Raw genomic sequence first — 23,689 nt, forward strand, 5'->3', positions numbered from 1 at the left:
CGTGACCGGAGGGATAGTTGGGGTCATGGCATCCAAGAAGCGCCTCTACGATGCGGAGTTCCGCGAGGGGGCGGTACGGATCGTGATGGAGACCGGGAAGTCGGTCCCGGAGGTGGCCGCGGATCTGGGCATCCATTCCGGGACACTGCGCAGCTGGGTGTCGCGGGCGAGGCATAACGGGTCACCGTCGTCGGACCGGCGGGTGGCCGAGGCGTCGCCCGGTGGTCGGCTGCGGGAGAGTGAGCGCGCGGAGCTGGACCGGCTGCGGGCCGAGGCCAGGGAGAAGGACAAGCGCATCCGCGAGCTGGAGATGGAGCGTGATGTGTGCAAGCGATTCGTGGCCTTGTGGGTGAAGTAGCTGACGCGGACCCGGCCGTGGCGGTCGGGGTGATCAGCAGCTGCAAGGCCGGGCAGAAGATTCCGTACCGCACTGCATGTCGGGCACTTGGGGTGTCGGAGTCGTGGTTCTACAAGTGGCGCGACCGCCCGCCCACGGCGCGGGAGATGCGCCGGCAGCGTCTGGCGGAGGAGATCGAGGAGATCTTCCGCAGCTCGGGCGGCACCTACGGCTCGCCTAAGGTATTCATCGAGTTGATCCGCCGGGGCTGGCGGGTGTCGGTGAACACCGTCGCCAAGCTCATGGCCGAAATCGGCCTGGCCGGACGGGAGATCCGAAGGCGCCGGGGCCAGCGGGCGGCGGCCCCGGACTTCGTGCACCGGGACTTCACCGCCGAGGAACCGGACCTTGTCTGGGCGGGCGACATGACCGAGATCGACACCGGCGGAGGCAAGCTCTACCTCGCCACCGTCATCGATCTGTTCTCCCGGCGGCTGCTCGGCTACGCGATGGGCGTCCGTCACGACGCCGAGCTGGTGGTGGCCTCACTCAACATGGCCGCAGCCACCCGGGGCGGCAACGTCCGCGGCGTGATCATGCACACGGACAGGGGCAGCGAGTACTGCTCGCGGCGCTTTCGCCGGGCCTGCCGGCGACTGGGCGTGACCCAGTCCATGGGCAGAGTCGGATCTTGTTTCGACAACGCCGTGAGCGAGGCTTTCAACAGTGTGCTCAAGGTCGAGTACGTCCACCGGCAACCTTCGCCACCCGCACCGAGGCCCGGATCAGGATCGCCACCTGGATCACCGACTCCTACAACACCAGGCGGCTACACAGCGTATGCGGGTTCAAGAGCCCGATCGACTACGAACGCGAGTACCGAGCCACCCTCGCCGAGGGACTGGCCGCATAGATCGTCTCCACACTGCGAGGGGATTGACACGATCGGCTCCCGGATAGGCGGGGAGAACTTCAATGTCGGTGCGGGGCCCCGGGCCGGCGGTGATGCGGAAGGTGTAGTGCGGGTCCAGCTCGGCCAGACGGTCGCACAGCTGTCGGAGCCGCGCGGCTGCGTCGGCCGCCGTGTCAATGGGCGAGATGTGACTCCGGGCGATCTCCTGAAGCAGGTGCCCCAGCTCCGCGTGATGGTCGGCGAAATAGAACCGGCGCACGGCCGGGTGCTCGGCCAGTCGGGCCTTGATCCAGGTGGCCCCGCGCCACGAAAGCGGGAACGAGAACCTCTGCTGAAGGCCGCTGAACCACTTCTCCTCGGTCGGGTTGAGGTCGATCGGCACGATGACGTCCCAGCTGACGGGGTTCAGCAGCGCGGCCCGACCCAAGGACTTCTCGACCTTGTCCCGGCGCCCCTTTGTCATCCGGCCGGTGAAGGATTTCATCTCGAAGACGTGGAGTCCGTCGGGGGCCGTGAGCTGTGCGTCTCTCCCGCCATCGCCGCCTGATCCATCAACGCGCACAAGCTGCGGGTGCATGCAGCTGAGCAGGACGGCGACGGCCTGTTCGTAGGCCCCAGGATCCTTCGGCCATTCCACGTCACCCACGCCTGCCACCCTCCGAGGCCACGAGCCGATCTGGCTCATCTCTCACGGTGGCGTCGACCACTGACAGAGCCCCCGGAGCCGTCACGACCGAGCGAGCGGTTATCGGTCCGCGCTCGGCTGTGGGGCTGGACCTGGTCTGCGTTCTGGGGACCAGTTGGGGACCAAACGGCATGCGCGGTGCCGAACTTCATACCGCGAAGCGCACGGTATCTGCCCTTGAAATAGCCGGTTCATCCAGATAATCCCGGTAGCCCGCACTCCTGGGGGTCAAGGGGTCGCAGGTTCAAATCCTGTCGTCCCGACAGAGCGAAGGGTCTTCGCAGGCGAGAGCCTGTGAGGGCCCTTTCCGCGTGCGGGTGTTGTGCCGGTGCTCAGCATCGGCGGGGGAGAGGCGCGTGCCTCTGGCTGGAACCGGTCATCATCAACGTCCGATATTTCGTTCGTGGTTCGAAGTTTCGGTGCTGAAAATAGAGCCGTGCCGGAAGCGCGTCAAGACCCTTGCCGTGAACCCGTGTTGTGGGCCGCCGGCCCGACACCGCATGCTTCCGCCGCGTTACTCAAACGTGACGTCCTCCTGCTGTTGCACCCCTTGACCGGCATGAATTGTTAGCGCTCACAATGACCTCCGCAATCACCGGCCGACTTCCAGGGAGGTACGACATGGCGTTCGCGACGCCTCAACTCGCCTCCGTGGCAACTGCCGTGGTCGTGGAGCTCCCGCCCGGAGAGTTACCCGGCTGTCCGGCGGACCGGTTGCCGTTGTTGCGGGCCGGGCCCCACCGCCCGGAGGCGTCCACGGGTGTCACAGAAATCTTCCGGAATACGACCGCCAAGGAGGTGCGGCCATGGCACAATCGCAGCTTCGGCCGCCCACCATGGCCGATGTCGCGCGACTGGCGGGCGTGTCCCACCAGACTGTTTCCCGTGTGCTGGGGGATCACCCCAACGTGCGGGACGAGACACGGGCCAGGGTGCTGCACGCGATCGAGGAAATGGGCTACCGCCGCAACTCCTCCGCACGAGCCCTGGTCACCCGACGCACTCGGACCCTGGGAGTCGTCGCCTCCGACACGACGCTCTACGGTCCGGCCAGCACCCTCTTCGCACTCGAAGAGGCCGCGCGCGCCGAGGGCTACCTCGTCTCCACGGTCAGCCTGCGCAAGCTGACCGTCGAGACGCTGTCCGAAGCCCTGGACCACCTCAGTGAGGGCGGGGTGGAGGGAGTCGTCGCCATCGCCCCGCAGCGGTCGGCGGTCGAGGCGCTCGCCGAACTCCGCCACCCGTTCCCGGTGGTGACCGTGGGCAGCGGACCCGGCGTGGGCATCCCCTGCGTCAACGTGGACCAGCACATGGGCGCACGGCTGGCCACCGGTCATCTGCTGGCCGCCGGCCACCGTACGGTCTGGCACCTCGCCGGACCCGAGGACTGGCAGGAGGCGGCCGACCGGGCCGCAGGCTGGCGGGCGACCCTCGAAGAGGCCGGTGTCGAGCCGCCGATGTCCCTGCGCGGGGACTGGAGTCCGCTGTCGGGCTACCGGGCGGGCCAGGAACTGGCAGGCTGGGTGGGCCGGGGTCTGACCGCGGTCTTCGTCGCCAACGACCAGATGGCACTGGGGGTGTTGCGGGCCCTTCGGGAAGCGGGCGTGCGAACTCCCCAGGACGTCGCGGTGGTCGGCTTCGACGACATACCGGAGTCGGAGTTCTTCGCCCCACCGCTCACCACCGTCCGGCAGGACTTCTCGGCGGTGGGCAAACGGAGCATCGCCCTGCTCCTGGACCTGATCGAGGGCCGTGACCCGGCCGGGACACCCCGGTTCGCCATCGAGCCCCAACTCGTGGTCCGCGCAAGCACCTTCCCGTACACCGCGGACCCGGGCGCAGCCCCCACCTGACACCGCGCACAGCACCCGACGGCCGATTTTCACCGCATCAGCATGGCCGATATATCGAACAATGATCGACAGGCTGGACGAGTGCAGCCTGTCCCGGCGAGTGGCAAGGCGTACCAGCAGGTCCCCCAGGGACCGGCTCTTCAAAGGAGAAGACACATGCTCAACAGAAGGAACTTCCTCACCGCGGCGGTCGGCGTGGCGGCGGCGGGTGGCCTGGCGGCCTGTGCCAAGGAGGACGAGGGCTCGTCGAGTTCCTCTGACGGTGGCAGCGGCGGCAAGAAGCTCACCCTCGGCTTCTCCCAGGTCGGCTCGGAGAGCGGCTGGCGCACCGCCAACACCGACTCGGTGAAGGCGTCGGCCAAGGAGGCGGGCTACACCCTCAAGTTCTCCGACGCGCAGCAGAAGCAGGAGAACCAGATCTCCGCGATCCGCAGCTTCATCGCCCAGAAGGTGGACGTCATAGCCTTCTCGCCGGTGGTCGTCACCGGCTGGGACGCGGTGCTCAAGGAGGCCAAGGCCAAGAAGATCCCGGTCGTCCTCACCGACCGCTCCGTCGAGACCTCCGACGAGTCCCTGTACGTGACCCTGGTCGGCTCCGACTTCACGGACGAGGGCAGGCGCGCGGCCAAGATCCTGGAGAAGGTCCTCGAGAAGGCCGGCCGCAAGGGCAACGTCAAGATCGCACAGCTGGAGGGCACCACCGGTGCCGCCCCCGCGATCGAGCGTGCCAAGGGCTTCAAGGAGGTCATGGACGCCGACCACAAGGACGACTGGAAGATCGTCGTCAGCCAGACCGGTGACTTCACCCGCGCCGGCGGCAAGCAGGTCATGGCGGCCTTCCTGCAGTCCAACCCGGACATCGACGTGCTGTTCGCGCACAACGACGACATGGGCATCGGCGCCATCCAGGCCATCGAGGCGGCCGGCAAGAAGCCCGGCAAGGACATCCTGATCGTCACGGTCGACGGCGTGAAGGACGGCTTCGTCGCCATGTCCGAGGGCAAGATCAACGCCATCGTCGAGTGCAACCCGCTGCTCGGCCCCCAGCTGATGGAGGTCGTGCAGAAGGTCAAGGACGGCGAGACGGTCGACCGCTGGATCAAGACCAAGGAGGGCGACTTCATGCAGGACCAGGCCAAGGACGCGCTCCCCACCCGCAAGTACTGACCTTCGGGCTCGACCCGCAGGTACTGATCCGCGGGTGCCGATCCGCAGGTACTGATCCGCGGGCGTCGACTCGCGCGTACTGACCGACCGCACCCACCGCCAGGGAGCCTCCGTCCGGCCGAACACCTCGGCTCAGGGGGCTCCCTGCGGGCCTGAACGAAATCCATGAGGAGCGCTGCCATGGCAGAGCCGCTGCCCGTCCTGGAGATGGCGGGCATAGTCAAAGAGTTTCCGGGGGTACGGGCTCTGTCGGGTGTCGACTTCCGGCTCTTCCCCGGCGAGATCCACGCACTGCTCGGCGAGAACGGCGCCGGCAAGTCCACCCTCATCAAGGTGCTGACCGGGGTCCACTCCCTGGACGGCGGCACCATCACCCTCAACGGCACGAACGTACGGTTCGCCAGCCCGTCGCAGGCGCAGCAGGCCGGCGTCAGCACGGTCTACCAGGAGGTCAACCTCTGCCCCAACCTGTCGGTGGCGGAGAACATCTTCATCGGACGCGAACCCACCCGCTTCGGCCGCATCCAGTGGAAGCGGCTGCGCCGCGAGGCCGCCGAGCTGGTCGACCGGCTCGGCCTCGACATCGACGTCACCGCGCCCCTGTCCTCGTACCCCCTGGCCGTGCAGCAACTGGTCGCGGTCGTACGGTCGGTGGGCACCGGGGACGCCGACGGCCAGGGGGCGGGCACCAAGGTGCTCATCCTCGACGAGCCGACCTCCAGCCTCGACCGCGACGAGGTCCTCGAACTCTTCGCCCTGATGCGGCGGTTGAAGGACGAGGGCGTCGCGATCCTCTTCGTGTCGCACTTCCTCGACCAGATCTACGAGGTCTGCGACCGGATGACCGTCCTGCGCAACGGCACCCTGGTCGGCGAGCACATGGTCCGCGACCTCGACCAGGTCGGCCTCGTCCAGCTGATGATCGGCAAGGCCCTTGACCAGCTGGAGGAGCTGCACGACCAGCAACTCCACTCCGACGTGGGGGAGTTGCTGCTCAAGGCGGACGGCCTCGGCCGCGTCGGCGGCATCGCCCCCTTCGACCTGGAGATCAAGAAGGGTGAGGTCATCGGACTCGCCGGACTCCTCGGATCCGGCCGCACCGAACTCGCCCGGCTGCTCTTCGGCGCCGACCACCCCGACAGCGGCAAGCTCACCATCGGCGGCAAGCAGGTCTCGATGACCGCCCCGAACGACGCGATCGCCGCGGGCGTCGCGTTCTGCTCGGAGAACCGCAAGACCGAGGGCCTCGTACCGGACCTGACGGTGCGGGAGAACATCATCCTCGCCCTGCAGGCATCCCGCGGCTGGACCCGGCCCATCCCGGTCGCCCAGCGCGACGAACTCGTCGCCAAGTACATCAAGGCCCTGGACATCAGGCCCGCCAACCCCGAGGCCAGGGTCGGCCAGCTCAGCGGCGGCAACCAGCAGAAGGTGCTGCTCGCCCGCTGGCTGATCACCCAGCCGAAACTGCTGATCCTGGACGAGCCGACGCGCGGCATCGACATCGGCGCGAAGGCCGAGATCCAGAAACTGGTGGTCTCGCTCTCCGAGGAGGGCATGGCCGTGCTGTACATCGCGGCCGAGCTGGAGGAGGTCCTGCGGCTCAGCCACACCATCGGAGTGCTGCGCGACCGCAAGCTGGTGGCGCAGCTCGCCAACGGGCCCGAGATCACCACCACCCGGATCCTGGAGACCATCGCGAGCGGAGAGCACCAGTGACCACCACTCCCCGATGGCGAGCGCTGACGCACCATCACCTGTTCTGGCCGGTCGCCGTGCTGGTCATCCTGCTGCTCGTCAACGTTCCCTTCACACCCGACTTCTTCGCCATCAAGATGACGGACGGCCACCTCTACGGGAGCCTCGTCTCGATCGTCCTGTTCGGCTCGCCCCTCATCCTGGTCGCGGTCGGCATGACCCTGGTCATCGCCACCGGCGGCATCGACCTCTCCGTCGGCGCCGTGGTCGCCATCACCGGCGCCCTGACCTGTTCGTACATCAGCGACCAGGCCGACCAGAGCGCCCTGTCCGGGGTGTTCCTGGCCCTGGGCATCGGACTGGCGGCCGCCATCGTCTGCGGCCTCTGGAACGGCTTCCTGGTCGCCAGGATGGGCATCCAGCCGATCATCGCCACGCTGATCATCATGGTCGCCGGCCGCGGTGTCGCCCAGCTCATCACCGACGGGCAGATCATCACCGTCAACAGCGAGCCGTACAAGCTGATCGGCGGCGGCTACTGGCTGACGCTGCCCTTCTCCATCTTCATCGTGGCCGCCGTCGTGGCCGTCACCGTGGTGCTCACCCGCCGCACGGCCCTCGGCCTGCTCGTCGAGTCCGTCGGCGGCAACGCCGAGGCCAGCCGCCTGGTCGGCATCAGGTCCATGCGCATCAAGATCATGGTGTACGTGTTCTGCGCGCTGTGCGCCGGTATCGCGGGACTGATGATCAGCTCCAACACCTCCGCCGCGGACGGCAACAACGCCGGTCTGTGGATCGAGCTCGACGCGATCCTCGCCGTGGTCATCGGCGGTACGCCGCTGCTCGGCGGCCGGTTCTCCATCGGCGGCACGGTCGTCGGCGCCCTCGTCATCCAGACCCTGACCACCACGATCTACACCATCGGCGTGCCGACCCAGACCAACCTGGTCTTCAAGGCCGCCGTCGTCATCATCGTCTGCCTGATGCAGTCGCCGAAGTTCCGCGCCAAGGTGTTCGGCGCGAGGCTCGGCGGCAAGCAGGCCGCGGCACCGGCACCGGCGGAGACCGCCCCGGCGGCCGAGGCCTCTCCCAAGATGGAGGTGTCGTGATGAGCACGACCACCCAGCGGCCGACGGCGGCGGACAGCCGTACGGCCGGCAAGGCCGCGCGCGTACTCGGCGACCGGCGGCTGCCCGTCCTGGTGACGGCCGGTCTCTTCCTCGTGATGTACGGCGTCGGCCTGAGCCGGTACCAGAACTACGGGTTCGCCGAAGCGCAGGTCTTCCTCAACCTGTTCATCGACAACAGCTATCTGCTGGTCGCCGCCGTCGGCGCCACCTTCGTCATCCTGTCCGGCGGCATCGACCTCTCGGTCGGCTCCGTCATCGGCTTCACGACCATGTTCACGGCATGGCTGGTGGAACGTCAGGGCCTGCCGATCGTGGTCGTCATCCCCATGGCGCTCGCCGTGGGAGCCTTCGGCGGCTTCCTGATGGGCTATGTGATCCAGAACTTCGAGATCCAGCCCTTCATCGTGACCCTGGCCGGCCTCTTCCTCTTCCGGGGCCTGTGCCTGGTCATCAGCAAGGAGTCCATCTCCATCGGCGACTCCTCCGTGAGCAGCATGGCCCAGACACAGGTGTCACTGGGCGGGGCCTTCCTCTCCATCGGGGCCATCGTGGCGCTGGTGGTACTGGCCGCGGCGTTCTACGTCCTGCACTACACGCGCTTCGGACGCCGGGTGTACGCCATCGGCGGCAACGAGCAGTCGGCCCTGCTGATGGGCCTTCCGCAGGGCGGCACCAAGATCGCCGTGTACACGATGAGCGGCTTCTGCTCGGCGCTCGCCGGACTCCTCTTCACCCTCTACATCCAGTCCGGTGACCCCCTGCACGCCACCGGCATGGAACTCGACGCGATCGCCGCGGTCGTCATCGGCGGCACGCTCCTCACGGGCGGCTCCGGCTATGTGATCGGCACCCTCTTCGGCGTCCTCGTCCTCGGCCTCATCAAGAGCCTCATCCAGTTCGAGGGCACACTGAGCTCGTGGTGGACGAAGATCGCGACGGGCGTGCTTCTTTGCGCGTTCATCCTGATCCAGCGCGCGATGACGAGCCGCAAGAAAGCCGTGGCGGGGGGAACCTGACGGCTCTCTCCCGTCCGCGGCGCGGCGAGGGGCCACCTCAGGGGAGGTGGCCCCTCGCCGTTGACCGTCGCCAACAGGGCTGCGGATACGGTGAGTTCGGTCGGGGCCTCAGGCCCGCAGCCCGTTCAGCAGCCGGTCCAGGGCCTGTTCGGTCCGAGCCTGCGCCTCCGGGTCCGCCACGCGGGCCAGCCACAGCGCGGCCTCGTTCATCGCTCCCGACAGCAGACGGGCCAGCGGCTCCACCGGCTGCTCGGTGATGATCCCGGCCTCCACCAGGGCCTCCAGCGCCTCGCCCAGATGCCGGGCGGAGGACTCCTCGTCCATGGCGCGCCACTCGTCCCAGCCGAGCGCGGTCGGGGCGTCCACCAGCAGGATCCGGCGCACGGCCGCGTCTGACCCGGCGGCCAGGAAGGTCCGGCAACCGGCCCGTAGCCGCTCCCACGGGTCGTCGTACCGCTCGGCGGACTCCGCGACCCTCTCGCCGAGTTCGCGCTGTACCTCGGCGACCACGGCCCGGAAGAGCCCCGCCTTGCTCTCGAAGTGGTGGTAGGCAGCGCCCTTCGTGACCCCGACGGCCCGGGCCACCTCCGCGAGCACCACGTCGTGGTAGCCGTCGGCGGAGAATCGCCGACGCCCCTCGGCCAACAGCGCCCGTCGGGTCGCCGCCCGCTGCTCGGCCCTCGTGACAGCCATCAGCGCTCCACCTCCTCGAGTTCGCATACCCCGGGTATGCTAACGTCCTTTTTCACATACCCTGGGTATGTGAAACGGGGTGTGCGAGCGGAGGAGAGCTGTCATGAAAGAGAGAGATGCCATGAAGACCCGGCTCAGCGGCTTCTACCCGGTGATCGCCACCCGTGACGTCACCGCGTCGCGCGACTTCTACGTCCGTCACTTCGGCTTCGAGGCGACCTTCGAGGCAGACTGGTACGTGAGCCTCAGGCACACCGAGGCCCCGCAGTACGAGCTCGCACTGCTCGACCACACCCACCCGACCCTCCCCGAAGGGCATCGCGTCCCCGTCCGGGGCGGGCTCCTGCTCAACTTCGAGGTCGAGGACGTCGACGCCGAACACCAGCGACTGGTCGAGGAGGCGGGCCTGCCCGTGCTCCTCACGCTGCGCACGGAGGAGTTCGGGCAGCGTCACTTCATCGTCGGGGCACCCGACGGCGTCATGGTCGACGTCATCACCACCGTCCCGGCCACCGGGGAGTACGCGGCCCAGTACGTTCCCGGCCGAGCCGAATAGAGGCGCCCGGGGCCAAGAGCCCCGAGCGCCTCTGCTGGTGAGGGTGGTGCGTCAGCCGTCAGCCGAACACGATGCCGTAAGCCTTCGAGCCCGTGCGGTTGTCGTAGACGACGTCGCCCGTGGACTTCTTCCAGATCCTGATGCGGTAGGTGTCGGGGGAGTCGGTGATGGTGATGCGGAAGGCGTAGCCGCCGGTGCCGTTGACCGTGCCCGAGCCCTGGTACTGGGCTTCGGAGCGGGTGACGACCAGCCAGTCCGAGCCGGTGGAGCGGAACTTCACCTTGCCGGCCGCGAAGTCGAAGGTCGCGTTGCCGCTCGGCACGGTGTCCTTCGCCTTCTTGTATGCGGCGCCGAAGGAGAAGCCCGCAAGACCGGTCAGTGAGGGCTTCGCCGGGTAGGCGCCCGCCGGGGAGGAGATGACTCCGACGCCCGCGATCGGACCTGCCGCACGGTCGTAGACGACCAGTTCGGGCAGCTGGGTGCTGTCCTTGCCGCCGTCGTCGTCGGTGACGGTGACCACCGGACGGTGGATGCCCGCCTTCTTGTACGTGTGCGTGGCCGCGCAGCCCGCATTCGTGACGGTGCCCGTGGACGGCTCGGTGCCGTCCTTCCAGTCGACCTCGCACGTCTGGGTGTCGTCGGACCCCAGGTCGGTGAACGCGGCCTTCACGGACGCACTCTTACCGACGGACACCGCCGAGGCGGGCCCCGTCGCCGACGTGATCACCGGCGCCGCGTTGTCGACGGTCACGGTGAGCGTGTCACTGCTGCGGCCCCCGGTCAGCGTCACCTCGTACGTGCCGTCGTCGGCGCAGGTGACCGAGGTGAGGACGGCGTCGGGGTCGGCGAAGGTGCAGGGCGCTCCGCTCTCGGCCGTCCACCGGGGCTTGCCCGCTCCGGAGATCGTGCCGGTGACCGGGATCGCGCTCCCCTCGGTGCCCATCGCGTCCGGACCGGCCCGGACGATGGTCACCGGGTCGACGCTCGACAATGTCGGGACGACCTTCTTGATCAGCCCGTCGGCGTCGAACTCCAGCTTGTCGATGGTGGTTTCGCGGTTCGTGCCGTCACCGCCCGGGATGGCGAAACGGTGGTAGGCGATGTACCAGTCGTCGGTGTTCGGCACCTTGACCACCGAGTGGTGGCCGGGGCCCTTGATGCCCAGGGACAGGTCCTTCTCCAGGATCACGCCCCGCTTGGTCCAGGGGCCCGTGGGCGAGGAGCCGGTCGCGTAGGCGACGCGGTAGTTCTCGTCCCGGGTGTCGTTCTCCGACCACATGAAGTAGTAGGTGCCCTTGCGCTTGACGACGAAGGTGCCCTCGTTGTAGCCGCTGGGAGTCATGTCGGTGACCTTCGACGCGTCGAAGGAGACCATGTCGTCGTTCAGCGGGACGGCGTACGCCCTGCCGTTGCCCCAGTACAGGTACGGCGTGCCGTCGTCGTCCGTGAACACCGCCGGGTCGATCATCTGGCCCGGATACTGGCCCGCCTTCAGCAGTGGCTTGCCCAGCGCGTCCTTGAACGGGCCGGTGGGCGAGTCGGACACCGCGACACCGATGTTCGCGTCGGCGCAGAAGTAGAAGTAGTACTTGCCGTTCCGCTCCTCGATCGCCGGGGCCCAGGCCCTGCTGTCGGCCCAGCTGACGTCCGGACCCAGGTCGAGGACGACGCCGTGGTCCTCCCAGCGCACCAGGTCCTTCGACGAGTACGCCTTGAACTGCGTGCCGCTCCAGCCCGGGAAGCCGTCCGTGGTCGGGTAGATGTAGAAGGTGTCGCCGAACCTCGTGATGTTCGGGTCGGCGTTGAGCCCCGGCAGCACCGGGCTCTTCATCTCCAGGGCCCGGACCGTCCAGGTGCGCTTCTTGCCGTCCGAGCCGGTGACCTCGTATTTCACGGGCTGGGTGAAGTCGTGGAGCGAGCCGGACGCGGGGCTGATGGACGCCCCGTGGGCGAGGCCGAACTCCGGTGCCAGGGCGGTGAGATCACTGCCCTCGGCGAGCGGGAGAGTGACCTTGCCGGCCGCGTCGTCGATGATCGCGTCGACCTTGAGAGCGGGGTGGGTCGCCGTGGCGATCCCGGTCGTGTTCCCGCTCAGTTCCAGGACCTCGGTGGGCGACAGCGCCCGGTTGTAGACGCGGAAGTCGTCGACCTCGCCGCCGAAGTACGGGTCGGGGGAGTAGAGCGACTTGCCGATGTAGCCGGAGTAGCCCTTCGACGCGTCGTACAGCTCGGACGGCTTGATGGTGACGCCGGTCGCCCGGGCCGCTTCGACGCCGTCCACGTAGAGGATCGCGGTCTCGGTCGCGCCGTTCACGGTCACGGTGACGTGCTGCCACTTCCCGGGGGTGAGCTGCGAGCCGCCGGTCATCTGCTTCTCGCCCGACCAAGTGGCCTTGGTGATCGCGGAGAAGAGCTTGCCGCCGCCGTTGGACGGACTGGCGAAGAGGTATTTGTCGCTGTCCGGGCCAAGACCGAAGAGCCACTGGAAGTTGTCCCCGCCCTTCCACTTCGCGTACGTGGAGACGGTGGCGCTGTCGGCACCCTTCAGCACGCCGTTGGGGATCCTGACGTACGGAGAGGTGGTCGAACTGCTCGAACCGCCGGACATCTTGAACGAGCCGCCGTCCACGCCGGTCCCGAAGTCGGGCGTACGGACGTATGTGCCGTGGTAGCCGCGGCCGCTGGAGTCACGCGCGATGCTTCCGTCCGTCTCGTCGAAGCCGTAGCGCAGGACCAGGTCTGCGGGGACGTCGGGGCCCTGAGCCGAGACCGTGACCTCGGCCTCGACCCTGAGCGCGGCGCCGTCGGGCAGGCTGCCCTTCACGGTGAAGGTGCCGGCCTGCGCGTACTCCGAGGCGGGGACGTCGTCCCAGGTGACGGAGACGGGCCGCTTGACGCCGTCGGCGTAGTCGGCGATGACCGTCCCCGGCAGAACCGGGGCTTCACCGATGCCCGTAGTCACCTTGACGTCCTCGACCGACTCGACGACCTGGTCCGGCTGGTACGCCTTCAGCAGCCGGTCGTACTCGGCCTGCGTGACCGGAAGTACCGTGCCGTGGCGTGGTTTTGACGGAAGGTCATATCCGGTGGACGGGGTCCAGCTGCCGGAGGCGAGGTTCGTCGTCTCGAAGGGGATGTAGCCGCGGCCGCCGAACTCGTCGAGGAACGCGTACCACTTCTCCTCGGTGTTGGACTTGAACACCAGCGGTCCCTCGGCGGCGCTCATCGCGCCCTTGCCGATGCCCTCGGCCACGAAGTCCCAGGACTCGTCGAGGATCGAGTCGCTCTTCTCCTGGAAGATGAACTTGCTGTTCGGGGTCGACGAGGAGTTGTTCCGCTCGTCCTTCGACAGCCGGTAGTAGGTGTCGCCCTGCTTGATCATCGTGGAGTCGATGACCGAGTAGCCGCGGTCGATCCACACCTTGGGCTCGCTGAAGGTACGGAAGTCGCGGGTGGTCGCGTACATCATGCGGTTGTACGTGTCGCCCGAGTGCTCGGCGTTGTCGTACAGCTTCGACGCCCAGAAGACGACGTACGAGCCGAGCTTCTCGTCGTAGAACGCCTCGGGTGCCCAGGTGTTGCCGGCCGAGTCGGGGGAGACCTTGACCAGGCGTTGGTCGGTCCAGTGGACCAGGTCGGTGGACTCCCAGACCATGATGGACTTGCTGCCGGTGCGCTGGGACGCGTCCCAGTTGCCGTTGCCGTAGATCCTCAGGTCGGTGGCTATCTGGTAGAACTTGTCGCCCTCGGGGGAGCGGATGATGAACGGGTCGCGCAGGCCCTTCTCACCGAGCGTGGAGGTCAGGACGGGCTTGCCCTCGTTCAACTCCCGCCATTTCAACGGGTCGTCGCCCTTGCTCAGGGCCGCGTACAGCTGCTCGCCGTCCGAGGTGCCCTCGCCGGTGAAGTAGCTGAACATATAGCCCTTGAGGGGCGCCTCGGCGGGGAGTTCGGGCACCTTCGCGGTGAGGACACGGGTCGCCTGCGCGTCGCCCTTGGTGACGGTCGCGGTCAGCTCGACGGTCGTACCGCCGTCGCCGTGTGCCGGGCGGCGGACGATGCCGTCGGCGGAGACGACGTCCGGCTTCGCGGAGGTCCAGCCGACCTTCGTGCCGTACGAACCGGTCGACGGCAGAGTGATGTTGCCGCGCACGTCGTCGAGGTTGTCGACCTTCAGCGCCTCGGCGGCCTGCTCGGTGGCCGTGTCGTCGTCGAAAGCGGCCGGGACCGTGACGTCGAAGGTCCTGGTGTCCGTCACCGAACCCTTCTTCAGGGTCGCGGTGAGCTTCGCGTGACCGTCCGGCTCACCTGCGGCGGGGCGGGTTACGGCACCGGAGTCCGACACCACCGTGGGGGTGTCGCTCTTCCAGCTGATCGAGGAGCCGCCCGCCGTGCCGGTGGTGGGCAGGGTCAGGTCCGCGACGACGGCGCTCGTGTCGCCGAGGGCGAGGGCGGCCTTGTCGTCGGCGACGCCCCGGGTGGCGACGGGGAGGGAGAGCTGCTCGACCTCCGAGCCGGCCAACGCCCGGTCGTAGACCCGGAAGTCGCGGATGCTGCCCTTGAAGAGTTTGTCGCCCGGGTACACCGACTTGCCGATGTAGTTGGCGGTCGTGGTGCCGGAGCCGATGGAGCCGGGCGTGATGGTGACCGCGGTGTTGCGAGCCACCTCGACGCCGTCCTCGTACAGGACACCGGTGTTGCCCGTCTGGGTGTACGTGACCTGCTTCCACACGGCACGGGTCATGGCGCGGGCGGGGGAGGGCTGGGTGGTCTGTTCCGTCGACCAGTTGCCGGAGGCGATGGAGGTCCGGAAGGTGCTGCCGGTGGTGAAGAGGTAGCCGTTGCCCGCGGAGCCGCTCGTGTTGCCGAAGCCGTAGATGAAGTACGGGGTGTTCTGCGCGGAGTCGACCTTCACGTCCATCGAGACGGAGATCGAGTTCATGCCGCTCATGATGTTGTCCGGCACCTTGACGTAGGTGTCGGAGCCGTTGAACGAGAGCCCCTCGCCGGTGTCGGACCAGGTGGCGGTGCCGTTCACCGTGCCGGTCCGGCCGTTGCCGGAGGCGTCGGCGACCGTGGTGCCGGAGGCGGCGTCGAGCTTGTACCAGAGGGCCAGGCCGTCGGTGATGTCCGCGCTCTCGGCCGCGTTGGCGGGGGCGACGGGCCCGGCGAGTCCGAGGAGCAGTGAGGCCGTGGTCAGTCCGGCGAGCCCTCCTGCCCAACGTCTTGTACGGCTACGGGGTCTCGCGAGTCGCATCGTTTCAACTTCCTCTGCTGAGACATGCCGGAAGGAAAGGACCGCGAGGTCTCAGCAGCGGGCTCGTGCCGTTTCGCGTGTGTGACGTCGCGTTGCGAGAGTGTGAAGCGGTGTGAACGGGGGCGTCAAGGGGTTCCGAACAATGTCCGGCAGGTCGAACAGCTGGAGGCTTTGCGTAACACCCGTAGGTCCGCGTGACGTTCGTGGTTTTACGTCACGGAAAGCCGACCGGAATCAAACGTGTCAGAAGCGTTGACGCTTACCTCGTGCGTACTTATCTTCTGGTCGAAGTTACGCACGCTGTACGGGATTTCGAACGCCACGAACGTAGTGCTCATCGGAAGGGGATCCGCCGTGTTCCGTGCCCGTCACTGGTGCACCCTCGTGGCAGCGCTGATCGTGATGCTCGCCTCCGTCGCCACGCAGCCCGCCACGGCCGTGGAGGGGCGGCCGTACACGAACCCCGTCAAGGCGCAGAAGGGCGCCGACCCCTGGCTGGAGTACTACAACGGCAACTACTACCTGGTCACCACGTCGTTCACCGGTGTGCTGACCATGCGGAAGTCGCCGACCCTGGCCGGTCTGTCCGTGGCCCCCAGCGTCCAGGTGTGGAGTGACACCACCTCCACCCGGAACACCAACTTCTGGGCCCCGGAACTGCACTTCTTCGACGGGCGCTGGTACCTGTACTACTCCGCCGGGCAGAGCGGCGTCGCCTGCTGCGACTCCCAGCGCACCTACGTCCTGGAGAGCGCGGGCACCGACCCGATGGGCCCGTACACCTTCAAGAACCAGCTCACCGGCTCCAACCTCACTCCGGGCGGCTGGCTCATCGACGCCAGTGTGCTGAAGCAGGGCAACAGCCTGTACCTGGTCGGCAGCGGATTCATCAACGGCAGTACGCAGAGCCTGGTCATCGCGCCGATGAGCAACCCGTACACGCTGAGCAGTTCCACCTTCAGCGTCATCTCCAGCCCGACGCTGAGCTGGGAGACCTCGGGCGGCGCTGTCAACGAGGGGCCCGAGCCGCTGTACCACGACGGCCGCACCTTCCTCACCTTCTCCGCCAGCCACTGCCAGACCGCGGACTACAAGCTCGGCCAGCTCGAACTGACCGGCACCAACCCGCTGTCGGCGTCCTCCTGGACGAAGAAGCAGACCCCCGTCTTCCAGCGCAACGACGCGGCGGGTGTCTACGGCCCCGGCCACAACGGCTTCTTCACCTCGCCCGACGGCACCGAGAACTGGATCGTCTACCACGGCAACAACACCGCGAACGGCGGCTGCGGCAACGGCCGGACCACCCGCGCCCAGAAGTTCACCTGGAACGCGGACGGCACACCCAACTTCGGCACCCCCGTCGCCCTCGGAACCACCCTTCCCTGCCCGTCCGCCGAGACCGCGGCGACCCCGACGGCGTACACCCTCGTGAACCGCAACAGCGGCAAGTGCCTGGACGTGGCCGGTGGCAGCACCGCGGACGGCGCCAACATCTTCCAGTGGACCTGCACCGGCGGCGCCAACCAGAAGTGGCGGATCGAGGACCAGGGCAACGACACCAGCCGGCTGGTGAACGTGGCCACCGGCAAGGTCATGGACACCGCAGGCTGCGCCGCCGCCGACGGAACCGACATCGCCCAGTGGTCCTGGCTGAACAACAACTGCCAGAAGTACCGCCTCGTCCACACGGCCACCGGCGACTACGTGCGGATCGTCAACGAGAGCACCGGCAAGGTCGCCGACGTCGCCAACTGCGGCACGGCCGACGGCGTCGACGTGCGCCAGTGGTCCTGGCTCAACAACACCTGCCAGCAGTGGCAGTTCAAGCCGACGACATGACCGGCGCGTTCGACGTGATGTGACGCATTCGACGTGATCGAGAGGAACTCAGTGAGACGCACGATCGCAAGGGTGGTCACGGCGCTGCTCGTCACCCTGGCCGCCCTGGCCTCCGGCATCGCCGAGGCCGCCGCCCCCGCCTCGCCCGCCGTCACCTTCACCAATCCGATCGCCGAACAGCGCGCCGATCCGCACATCTTCAAACACACCGACGGCTACTACTACTTCACCGCCACCGTGCCCGCGTACGACAGGATCGTCATGCGGCGGGCCACCACGCTCCAGGGCCTGTCCACCGCCGCCGAGACGACGATCTGGACGAAGCACGCCAGCGGTGAGATGGGCGCGCACATCTGGGCGCCGGAGATTCACTTCATCGACGGCAAGTGGTACGTCTACTTCGCCGCCGGTGCTTCCAACGACATCTGGAAGATCCGGCCGTACGTCCTGGAGACCAGCGCCGCCAATCCGCTGACCGGGACCTGGACCGAGAAGGGCCGTATCGCCCTGCCGCTGGACACCTTCTCGCTCGACGCGACGACCTTCACCGTCGGCGGCACCCGCTATCTGAGCTGGGCGCAGAACGACCCGGCGGTCGGCACCGGAACCAGCATCTATCTCGCCCCGATGTCCAACCCCTGGACCATCAGCGGCACCCCGGCGCGAATCTCCACCCCGACGCTCTCCTGGGAGACCGTCGGCCAACGTGTCAACGAAGGACCGGCCGTCATCCAGCGGAACGGCAAGGTCTTCATGACCTTCTCGGCCAGCGCCACCGACGCCAACTACTGCCTCGGCCTGCTGACCGCCAACAGCACGGCCGACCTGATGAACCCGGCCTCCTGGACGAAGACCCAGACTCCGGTCTTCAAGAGCAACGACGCGACCGGCCAGTACGGTCCGGGCCACAACACCTTCACCACGTCCGAGGACGGAAAGTCCGACATCCTCGTCTACCACGACCGCAACTACAAGGACATCAGCGGCGACCCGCTCAACGACCCCAACCGCCGTACCCGCTACCAGAAGCTGTACTGGAACGCCGACGGCACGCCCAACCTCGGCATCCCCGTGGCCGACGGTGTCACGCCGGTCCGCTTCTCCTCGTACAACTTCCCCGACCGGTTCATCCGGCACTGGGAGTACCGGGCGAAGATCGAGCCGAACGTCACCAACCTCGCGGACTCGCAGTTCCGTGTCGTGACCGGGCTTGCCGGCACGGGGACCGTCTCCCTGGAATCGGCGAACTTCCCGGGGTACTACCTCCGTCACCGGAGCAACGGTGAGGTGTGGGTGGACAAGAGTGACGGGAGTACGGCCTTCAAGGGTGACGCGAGCTTCTATCGGCGGGCGGGGCTGGCCGACGCGTCGGCGGGCGTCTCTTTCGAGTCGTACAACGTGGCGGGCAGCTATGTCCGGCACTACAACTATCTGCTGGTGACGCAGCCGGCCGATACGACGACGGCGAAGGCGGACGCCACGTTCTACGCCGAGTAGGCCGGGGGGCTCGTTCGTGGGGCGCCGGGTGCGGGCCGTTCGTGGCTGGTCGCGCAGTTCCCCGCGCCCCTTAGGGGGCCAAGGGAAGCCTCATTGTGAAGGTCGTCGCGCCCGGGCCGCTTGTCAGGGTGATCGTGCCGGCGTGGGCCTGGGCCAGGGAGCGGGCGACCGCGAGGCCCAGGCCGCTGCCTCCTCGGTCGCGGCTGCGGGCCTTGTCGATGCGGAAGAAGCGGTCGAAGACGTGCTCCTGGTCGGCGGCCGGGATGCCGGGACCGGAGTCGGTGACGCGGACGACCGCCGCGTCGGCCACGACCGACACCTCGACGGACACCTTCGTACCGGCAGGGGTGTGGACGGCGGCGTTGGTGAGGAGGTTGTCCAGGACCTGCCGGATGCGCAGGGCGTCGAGGCGCAGCCGCACCGGACCGGGACCGGTGGCCACGGTCAGCGGATGGTCCGGGCGGGCCGCGCGGAAGGCCTCCGCGGCCTGGCGCACCAGCTCCGCCAGATCCGCGTCCTCCAGCCGCACCGGTGCCTCCACCTCGGCGGCGTCCAGCCGGGCGAGCAGCAGCAGGTCGTCCAGGAGCACACCCATCCTGGCCGCCTCGGCACGCAGCCGGGCCAGGTGCTTCTCCCGCTCCTCGGGCTCGTTGGCCGCCGCGTACTGGAAGAGGTCCGCGTAGCCGCGTACCGACATCAGGGGCGTTCGCAGCTCGTGCGAGGCGTCCGCGACGAACCGGCGCAGCCGCTGTTCCGCCTCCGTGCGGACGGCCAGCGAGTCGTCGATGTGCTCCAGCATGGTGTTGAACGCGGTGCGCAGCTCCTCGACCTCAGGGCCGCCGTTCCCGCGGTCGGCGCGCACCGGAAGCCGCGCCGAGTCGGTGAAGTCGTGCGAGGTGATGCCGCGGGCCGTGTGCGCCATGTCGCTGAGCGGCTTCAGGCCCCGCCGCAGCACCGCGCGGCCGAACACCACGAGCCCGACCAGCGCGAGGGCGAACGCGACGACCTGGACCGTGGCCAGCTGGTCCATGGTGTCCTCGATGCCGTCCATGGGCGCCGCGGTGACCAGGACCACCCCGGGTTCGGCCTCGCAGGCACGCAGCCGGTACGTTCCCTTCCCCTTGATGTGCGCGGTGCGGAAGAGCGGGTCGTGGCCCGAGGCCTGCAGCGCCTCGGCGACGGTGGCGAGCTCGTCGGCGTCCGCCGGTACGTCCGCGGGCTTGCGGAGGACGGCAGAGCCGGCCGACACCTCGTACGAGGCGGTGTACCAGCCGTAGTACGGCTTGCCCTGCACGGTGCCGTACGCCGTGACGTCCTTGGACTGGGTGATCTGGACGAGCTTCATCTGGTCGTTGAGCTGGCGTTCCAGATAGCCCCGCATGTACATCGACAGCGACGCCCCGACGACGGCGAACACGACCAGTGAGAGCACGCCCATGCCGAGGGCCAGCCGGGTGCCCAGCCGCAGCCTGCGGTAGGTCTCCCTGAAGCGGCGGATCACTCGGCGACCTGTCGCACCACGTATCCGACGCCCCGCACGGTGTGGATGAGCGGCGCCCCGTCCTCGTCGATGCCGTCGAGCTTGCGGCGCAGCCGGCTGATGACCAGCTCCACCACGTTCGACCGGCCGCCGAAGCCGTACTCCCAGACATGGTCGAGGATCTGCGCCTTGGTGAGCACGGTCGGAGACTTCCGCATCAGATAGCGGAGCACCTCGTACTCGGTCGGGGTGAGCGTCAGCAGCCGGTCGCCGCGGCGCACCTCGCGGGTGTCCTCGTCCATGGTCAGGTCCGCGACACTCAGCACCGACCGCTGGAAGGCCGGTCCCGCGCTGCGGCGCAGCACGGTCCGCAGCCGGGCCATGAGCTCCTCCACCGCGAACGGCTTCACCAGGTAGTCGTCGCCGCCCCTGGTCAGGCCCGCGACCCGGTCGGCCACGCCGTCCCGGGCGGTCAGGAACACCACGGGCACCATCGTCCCGGACAGCCGCAGCCGGTCGAGCACGGCGAAGCCGTCGAGCCCGGGCAGCATGAGGTCGAGCACCACGATGTCCGGATGGAAGTCCGCGGCACGGTGCAGCGCCTCCTCGCCGGAGTTCGCGGTCACCGCCTCCCAGCCCTCGTAGCGGGCGACCGTCGCGACCAGGTCGGCGATGGGCGGGTCGTCGTCCACGACGAGAAGTCGTACTTTTTCCACGTGCCCATAGTGCTTCACGTGCCTCATGACGCCATAGTCGCGGGCCCCCCGACTCCACATCGATAAAAACTTGAAAGTTGACCGACAGGAAAACGACAGCTCCCGCCAGGCAGGCTCGGAGTCCCAGGACCCGATCAAGGAGTTGCCGACCCCGTGACTACTGTCCAGACGACCGTTCCGCCACCTCCCGCGGCCGTGCGCCCCAAGGTGGTGGCCCGCGCCGGCCTGTGCGGCGTGCTGGCCGTGAACGTAGCCGTGGTGACCGTGTTCTTCGTCCAGGCCGGGTTCGCCTCGAACGCCCTCATCGTCATGGGCCGGCTCCTCGGCCTGTACGGCGCGCTCCTGATGGCCTTCCAGCTGCTGCTGGTCGCCCGGCTGCCGTGGCTCGACCGCCGCATCGGCATGGACCGGCTGACCTCCTGGCACCGCTGGGTCGGCTTCGGCCTGCTCTGGACGCTGCTGGGCCACGCCGTGTTCATCACCTTCGGCTACGCCGACTCCTCCGGCATGGACCCGGTGAGTCAGCTCGTGGATCTCGCCGAGACCGTCGAGGGCGTGCTGCGCGCCGTCGTCGCGCTGGTGCTGATCCTCGTGATCGGCGGCGTCTCGGCCCGCTACGCCCGCCGAAGGCTGGCCTATGAGACGTGGCACTTCATCCACCTCTACACGTACGTCGCGGTCGTGCTGGCCTTCACGCACCAGGTGGCGGTGGGGACGACCTTCACCGCGTCCTCCTTCGCCACGGCGTACTGGTACGGCGTGTGGGGCGTGGCGCTCGGCGCGGTCGTCCTGGGCCGGCTGGTGCTGCCGCTGTGGCGGAACATGCGCCACCAGCTGCGGGTCTCGGCCGTGGTCCCCGAGTCCGACAGTGTCGTGTCGATCTACATGACGGGGCGCGACCTGGACCGGTTGCCGGCGCGCGCGGGCCAGTTCTTCCTGTGGCGGTTCCTGACCAGGGACCGGTGGTGGCAGGCCAACCCGTTCTCGCTGTCGGCGGCGCCGGACGGCCGGACGCTGCGGCTCACCGCCAAGACGGCGGGTGACGGCACCGCGGGCCTGCGGCACCTGAAGGTCGGTACGCGGGTCTTCGCCGAGGGCCCGTACGGCGCCTTCACCGCGATGCACCGCACCCGGCCGGAGTCCGTGCTCATCGCCGGTGGTGTGGGTGTCACCCCCATCAGGGCCCTGCTGGAGGAGGTGCAAGGGCACGCGGTGGTCATCTACCGGGTGTCCACGGACCGGGACGCGGTTCTCTACGACGAGCTGCGGGAGCTCGCCCAGGCCAAGGGCGCCGAGCTGCACCTGGTGTCCGGGCCGGTCAGCCCCGACAAGCTGGCGCCGAACGAGCTCGTACGGCTCGTGCCGGACATCGGCGACCGGGACGTCTTCCTGTGCGGGCCGCCTCCGATGATGAACGCGGTGCTGGGCAGTCTGCGCGAGCTGAACGTGCCCAAGCAGCAGATCCACTTCGAGCGCTTCAGCCTGGCGGGATGAGAGAGACACCGTGAAACGAGCCATTCCTGTCCTGGTCCTGACCGTCGCGGGTCTGATCCCGGTGTGGCGCTACGCGCCCTCGACCGACACGTCGTCCACCACGGAGGTCGCCGAACCCGCCTCGGCACCTTCAACGTCCTCGTCGGGCGGTGCCTCGAACCAGGTCGTCGCGGGTTCGACCATCAAGACCGAGAAGGGTCCCGTCCAGGTCGAGGTGACCTTCGACGGCGACAAGATCAGCTCCGTACGGATGCTGCAGCAGCCGAACCACCCGCAGACCAAGGCCGCGGTCCCGAAGCTGATAGCGGAGACGCTCACCGCGCAGAGCGCCGACATCGACGCGGTGTCCGGCGCCACGATCACCAGTGAGGGGTACGTCGAGTCCCTCCAGGCGGCCATCGACGCGAAGCCGGCGTCTTCCTCGTCCTCCTCCTCGCCGTCCGCCTCGGCCGCCGCCTCCCAGGTCGTCGCGGGTTCGGCCGTCGGCACCGAGAAGGGCACCGTGCAGGTGGAGGTGACCTTCGAGGGCGACAAGATCGACGCGGTACGGATGCTGCAGCAGCCGAACCACCCGCAGACGAAGGCCGCCGTGCCGAAGCTGATAGCGGAGACGCTGGAGGCCCAGAGTTCCGACATCGACGCGGTCTCGGGCGCCACGATCACGAGCGAGGGGTACGTCGAGTCCCTCCAGGCCGCCATAGACGCGAAGGGCTGATCGCGATGTCAACGGCTGAGGAAGTGCGTCGCGTCGAGCACATCATGGGGCTGCCGATCTCCCTGCGGATCGACGACGCCGACCCCGACGGGAGCGCGTCCGTGGCCGCGGACCGGGTGTTCGCGTGGCTGCGCGAGGTCGACGCGCGGTTCAGCCCGTTCATCGCCGACAGCGAGGTGTCCCGGCTGGGCCGGGGAGAGCTCGAAGCCCACGAGCTGAGCCCGGACCTCGTCGAGGTGCTCGACCTGTGCGAGGAGTACCGGGTCGCCAGCGGGGGCGCGTTCCAGGTGCGGCTGCCCGGCCGTGGCCTCGACCCCTGCGCGATGGTCAAGGGCTGGGCGGTGCAGCGGGCCGCCGAGTTGCTGCTCGCCGAGGGCGTGACGACGTTCTGCCTGAACGCCGGCGGCGATGTGGTCTCCGCCGGCCGTCCGTGGCGGGTGGGCGTGCGCCACCCGGAACAGGCCGACCGGCTGTGCGCGGTCCTGGAGATCACCGACGGCGCGGTGGCGACCTCCGGGCGGTACGAGCGGGGTGACCACATCCTCGACGGCCGCACCGGCCGTCCGGCGACCGGACTGCTCAGTCTGACCGTCGTGGCCCCCTCCCTGACCGAGGCGGACGCGACGGCGACCGCGGCGTTCGC

At 68.3% G+C, this 23,689-nt stretch carries 17 protein-coding genes; 13 read left to right on the forward strand and 4 right to left on the reverse strand.

Annotation, left to right across the window (positions count from 1 at the left end):
* Positions 1-25: 25 nt before the first annotated feature.
* From O3Q52_RS04310 to yjfF, 7 genes are all read left to right on the forward strand, one after another.
* Entirely contained in the window at positions 26-358 is a 333-nt protein-coding gene (locus O3Q52_RS04310) for a transposase (RefSeq protein ID WP_269647433.1), read from the forward strand.
* Positions 359-375: 17 nt separating this feature from the next.
* Positions 376-1,797, forward strand: a complete 1,422-nt coding sequence (locus O3Q52_RS04315) for an IS3 family transposase (RefSeq protein WP_269647434.1) — start codon at positions 376-378, stop codon at positions 1,795-1,797.
* A 944-nt stretch (positions 1,798-2,741) separates the two neighbouring features.
* Positions 2,742-3,788 carry a LacI family DNA-binding transcriptional regulator gene (locus O3Q52_RS04320; protein WP_269647435.1) on the forward strand — a complete coding sequence of 349 codons (1,047 nt, stop codon included), beginning with the start codon at positions 2,742-2,744 and terminating at the stop codon, positions 3,786-3,788.
* Between the two features lie 156 nt (positions 3,789-3,944).
* Positions 3,945-4,955, forward strand: coding sequence for an ABC transporter substrate-binding protein (locus O3Q52_RS04325; RefSeq protein WP_269647436.1), 1,011 nt, complete (start codon positions 3,945-3,947; stop codon positions 4,953-4,955).
* A 180-nt stretch (positions 4,956-5,135) separates the two neighbouring features.
* A complete protein-coding gene (locus tag O3Q52_RS04330; RefSeq protein WP_269647437.1) occupies positions 5,136-6,674 on the forward strand; it encodes a sugar ABC transporter ATP-binding protein in 1,539 nt (512 codons plus the stop codon).
* Positions 6,671-7,762: an ABC transporter permease gene (locus O3Q52_RS04335; RefSeq protein ID WP_269647438.1), complete on the forward strand. Its 1,092-nt coding sequence runs from the start codon at positions 6,671-6,673 to the stop codon at positions 7,760-7,762. Before O3Q52_RS04330 ends, O3Q52_RS04335 begins: the two co-directional genes overlap by 4 nt.
* Positions 7,762-8,799 carry a galactofuranose ABC transporter, permease protein YjfF gene (gene yjfF / locus O3Q52_RS04340; RefSeq protein ID WP_269647439.1) on the forward strand — a complete coding sequence of 346 codons (1,038 nt, stop codon included), beginning with the start codon at positions 7,762-7,764 and terminating at the stop codon, positions 8,797-8,799. The genes O3Q52_RS04335 and yjfF overlap by 1 nt, the downstream gene beginning before the upstream one ends.
* Positions 8,800-8,907: 108 nt before the next feature.
* Here yjfF and O3Q52_RS04345 read toward each other — a convergent pair whose 3' ends face one another.
* The gene (locus tag O3Q52_RS04345; RefSeq protein ID WP_269647440.1) at positions 8,908-9,492 is read right to left on the reverse strand and encodes a TetR/AcrR family transcriptional regulator; all 585 of its coding nucleotides are present in this window, start codon (positions 9,490-9,492) and stop codon (positions 8,908-8,910) included.
* Positions 9,493-9,595: 103 nt separating this feature from the next.
* On the opposite strand from O3Q52_RS04345, the gene O3Q52_RS04350 reads away from it, so the two are divergent.
* Positions 9,596-10,048, forward strand: a complete 453-nt coding sequence (locus O3Q52_RS04350) for a VOC family protein (protein WP_269647441.1) — start codon at positions 9,596-9,598, stop codon at positions 10,046-10,048.
* 58 nt (positions 10,049-10,106) lie between these two features.
* On the opposite strand, the gene O3Q52_RS04355 is transcribed toward O3Q52_RS04350, so the two are convergent.
* The gene (locus O3Q52_RS04355; protein WP_269647442.1) at positions 10,107-15,305 is read right to left on the reverse strand and encodes a family 43 glycosylhydrolase; all 5,199 of its coding nucleotides are present in this window, start codon (positions 15,303-15,305) and stop codon (positions 10,107-10,109) included.
* Between the two features lie 402 nt (positions 15,306-15,707).
* Between O3Q52_RS04355 and O3Q52_RS04360 the strand changes: the two genes are divergently transcribed.
* Positions 15,708-17,144: a family 43 glycosylhydrolase gene (locus O3Q52_RS04360; RefSeq protein ID WP_269647448.1), complete on the forward strand. Its 1,437-nt coding sequence runs from the start codon at positions 15,708-15,710 to the stop codon at positions 17,142-17,144.
* A gap of 51 nt (positions 17,145-17,195) precedes the next feature.
* A complete protein-coding gene (locus O3Q52_RS04365; protein WP_269647443.1) occupies positions 17,196-18,641 on the forward strand; it encodes a family 43 glycosylhydrolase in 1,446 nt (481 codons plus the stop codon).
* 70 nt (positions 18,642-18,711) lie between these two features.
* On the opposite strand, the gene O3Q52_RS04370 is transcribed toward O3Q52_RS04365, so the two are convergent.
* Positions 18,712-20,142, reverse strand: a complete 1,431-nt coding sequence (locus O3Q52_RS04370; RefSeq protein ID WP_269647444.1) for a HAMP domain-containing sensor histidine kinase — start codon at positions 20,140-20,142, stop codon at positions 18,712-18,714.
* Positions 20,139-20,837, reverse strand: coding sequence for a response regulator transcription factor (locus O3Q52_RS04375; protein ID WP_269647445.1), 699 nt, complete (start codon positions 20,835-20,837; stop codon positions 20,139-20,141). Before O3Q52_RS04375 ends, O3Q52_RS04370 begins: the two co-directional genes overlap by 4 nt.
* A gap of 153 nt (positions 20,838-20,990) precedes the next feature.
* Here O3Q52_RS04375 and O3Q52_RS04380 point away from each other — a divergent pair, with 153 nt between their 5' ends.
* From O3Q52_RS04380 to O3Q52_RS04390, 3 genes are all read left to right on the forward strand, one after another.
* The gene (locus tag O3Q52_RS04380; RefSeq protein ID WP_269647446.1) at positions 20,991-22,331 is read left to right on the forward strand and encodes a ferredoxin reductase family protein; all 1,341 of its coding nucleotides are present in this window, start codon (positions 20,991-20,993) and stop codon (positions 22,329-22,331) included.
* 10 nt (positions 22,332-22,341) lie between these two features.
* Positions 22,342-23,046 carry an FMN-binding protein gene (locus O3Q52_RS04385; RefSeq protein WP_269647447.1) on the forward strand — a complete coding sequence of 235 codons (705 nt, stop codon included), beginning with the start codon at positions 22,342-22,344 and terminating at the stop codon, positions 23,044-23,046.
* Positions 23,047-23,069: 23 nt separating this feature from the next.
* Positions 23,070-23,689: FAD:protein FMN transferase (locus O3Q52_RS04390; RefSeq protein ID WP_269647449.1), on the forward strand; the 620-nt coding region annotated here is incomplete at its 3' end.

This window comes from Streptomyces sp. ActVer (assembly GCF_027270795.1).
Lineage (GTDB): Bacteria > Actinomycetota > Actinomycetes > Streptomycetales > Streptomycetaceae > Streptomyces > Streptomyces umbrinus_A.

Bases quoted from the DNA above. Each gene is read 5' to 3' on its own strand.
- O3Q52_RS04355 (WP_269647442.1), bottom strand. From the start codon at position 15,305: ATGCGACTCGCGAGACCCCGTAGCCGTACAAGACGTTGGGCAGGAGGG.
- yjfF (WP_269647439.1), top strand. From the start codon at position 7,762: ATGAGCACGACCACCCAGCGGCCGACGGCGGCGGACAGCCGTACGGCC.
- O3Q52_RS04320 (WP_269647435.1), top strand. From the start codon at position 2,742: ATGGCACAATCGCAGCTTCGGCCGCCCACCATGGCCGATGTCGCGCGA.
- O3Q52_RS04330 (WP_269647437.1), top strand. From the start codon at position 5,136: ATGGCAGAGCCGCTGCCCGTCCTGGAGATGGCGGGCATAGTCAAAGAG.
- O3Q52_RS04310 (WP_269647433.1), top strand. From the start codon at position 26: ATGGCATCCAAGAAGCGCCTCTACGATGCGGAGTTCCGCGAGGGGGCG.
- O3Q52_RS04350 (WP_269647441.1), top strand. From the start codon at position 9,596: ATGAAAGAGAGAGATGCCATGAAGACCCGGCTCAGCGGCTTCTACCCG.
- O3Q52_RS04345 (WP_269647440.1), bottom strand. From the start codon at position 9,492: ATGGCTGTCACGAGGGCCGAGCAGCGGGCGGCGACCCGACGGGCGCTG.
- O3Q52_RS04360 (WP_269647448.1), top strand. From the start codon at position 15,708: ATGCTCGCCTCCGTCGCCACGCAGCCCGCCACGGCCGTGGAGGGGCGG.
- O3Q52_RS04325 (WP_269647436.1), top strand. From the start codon at position 3,945: ATGCTCAACAGAAGGAACTTCCTCACCGCGGCGGTCGGCGTGGCGGCG.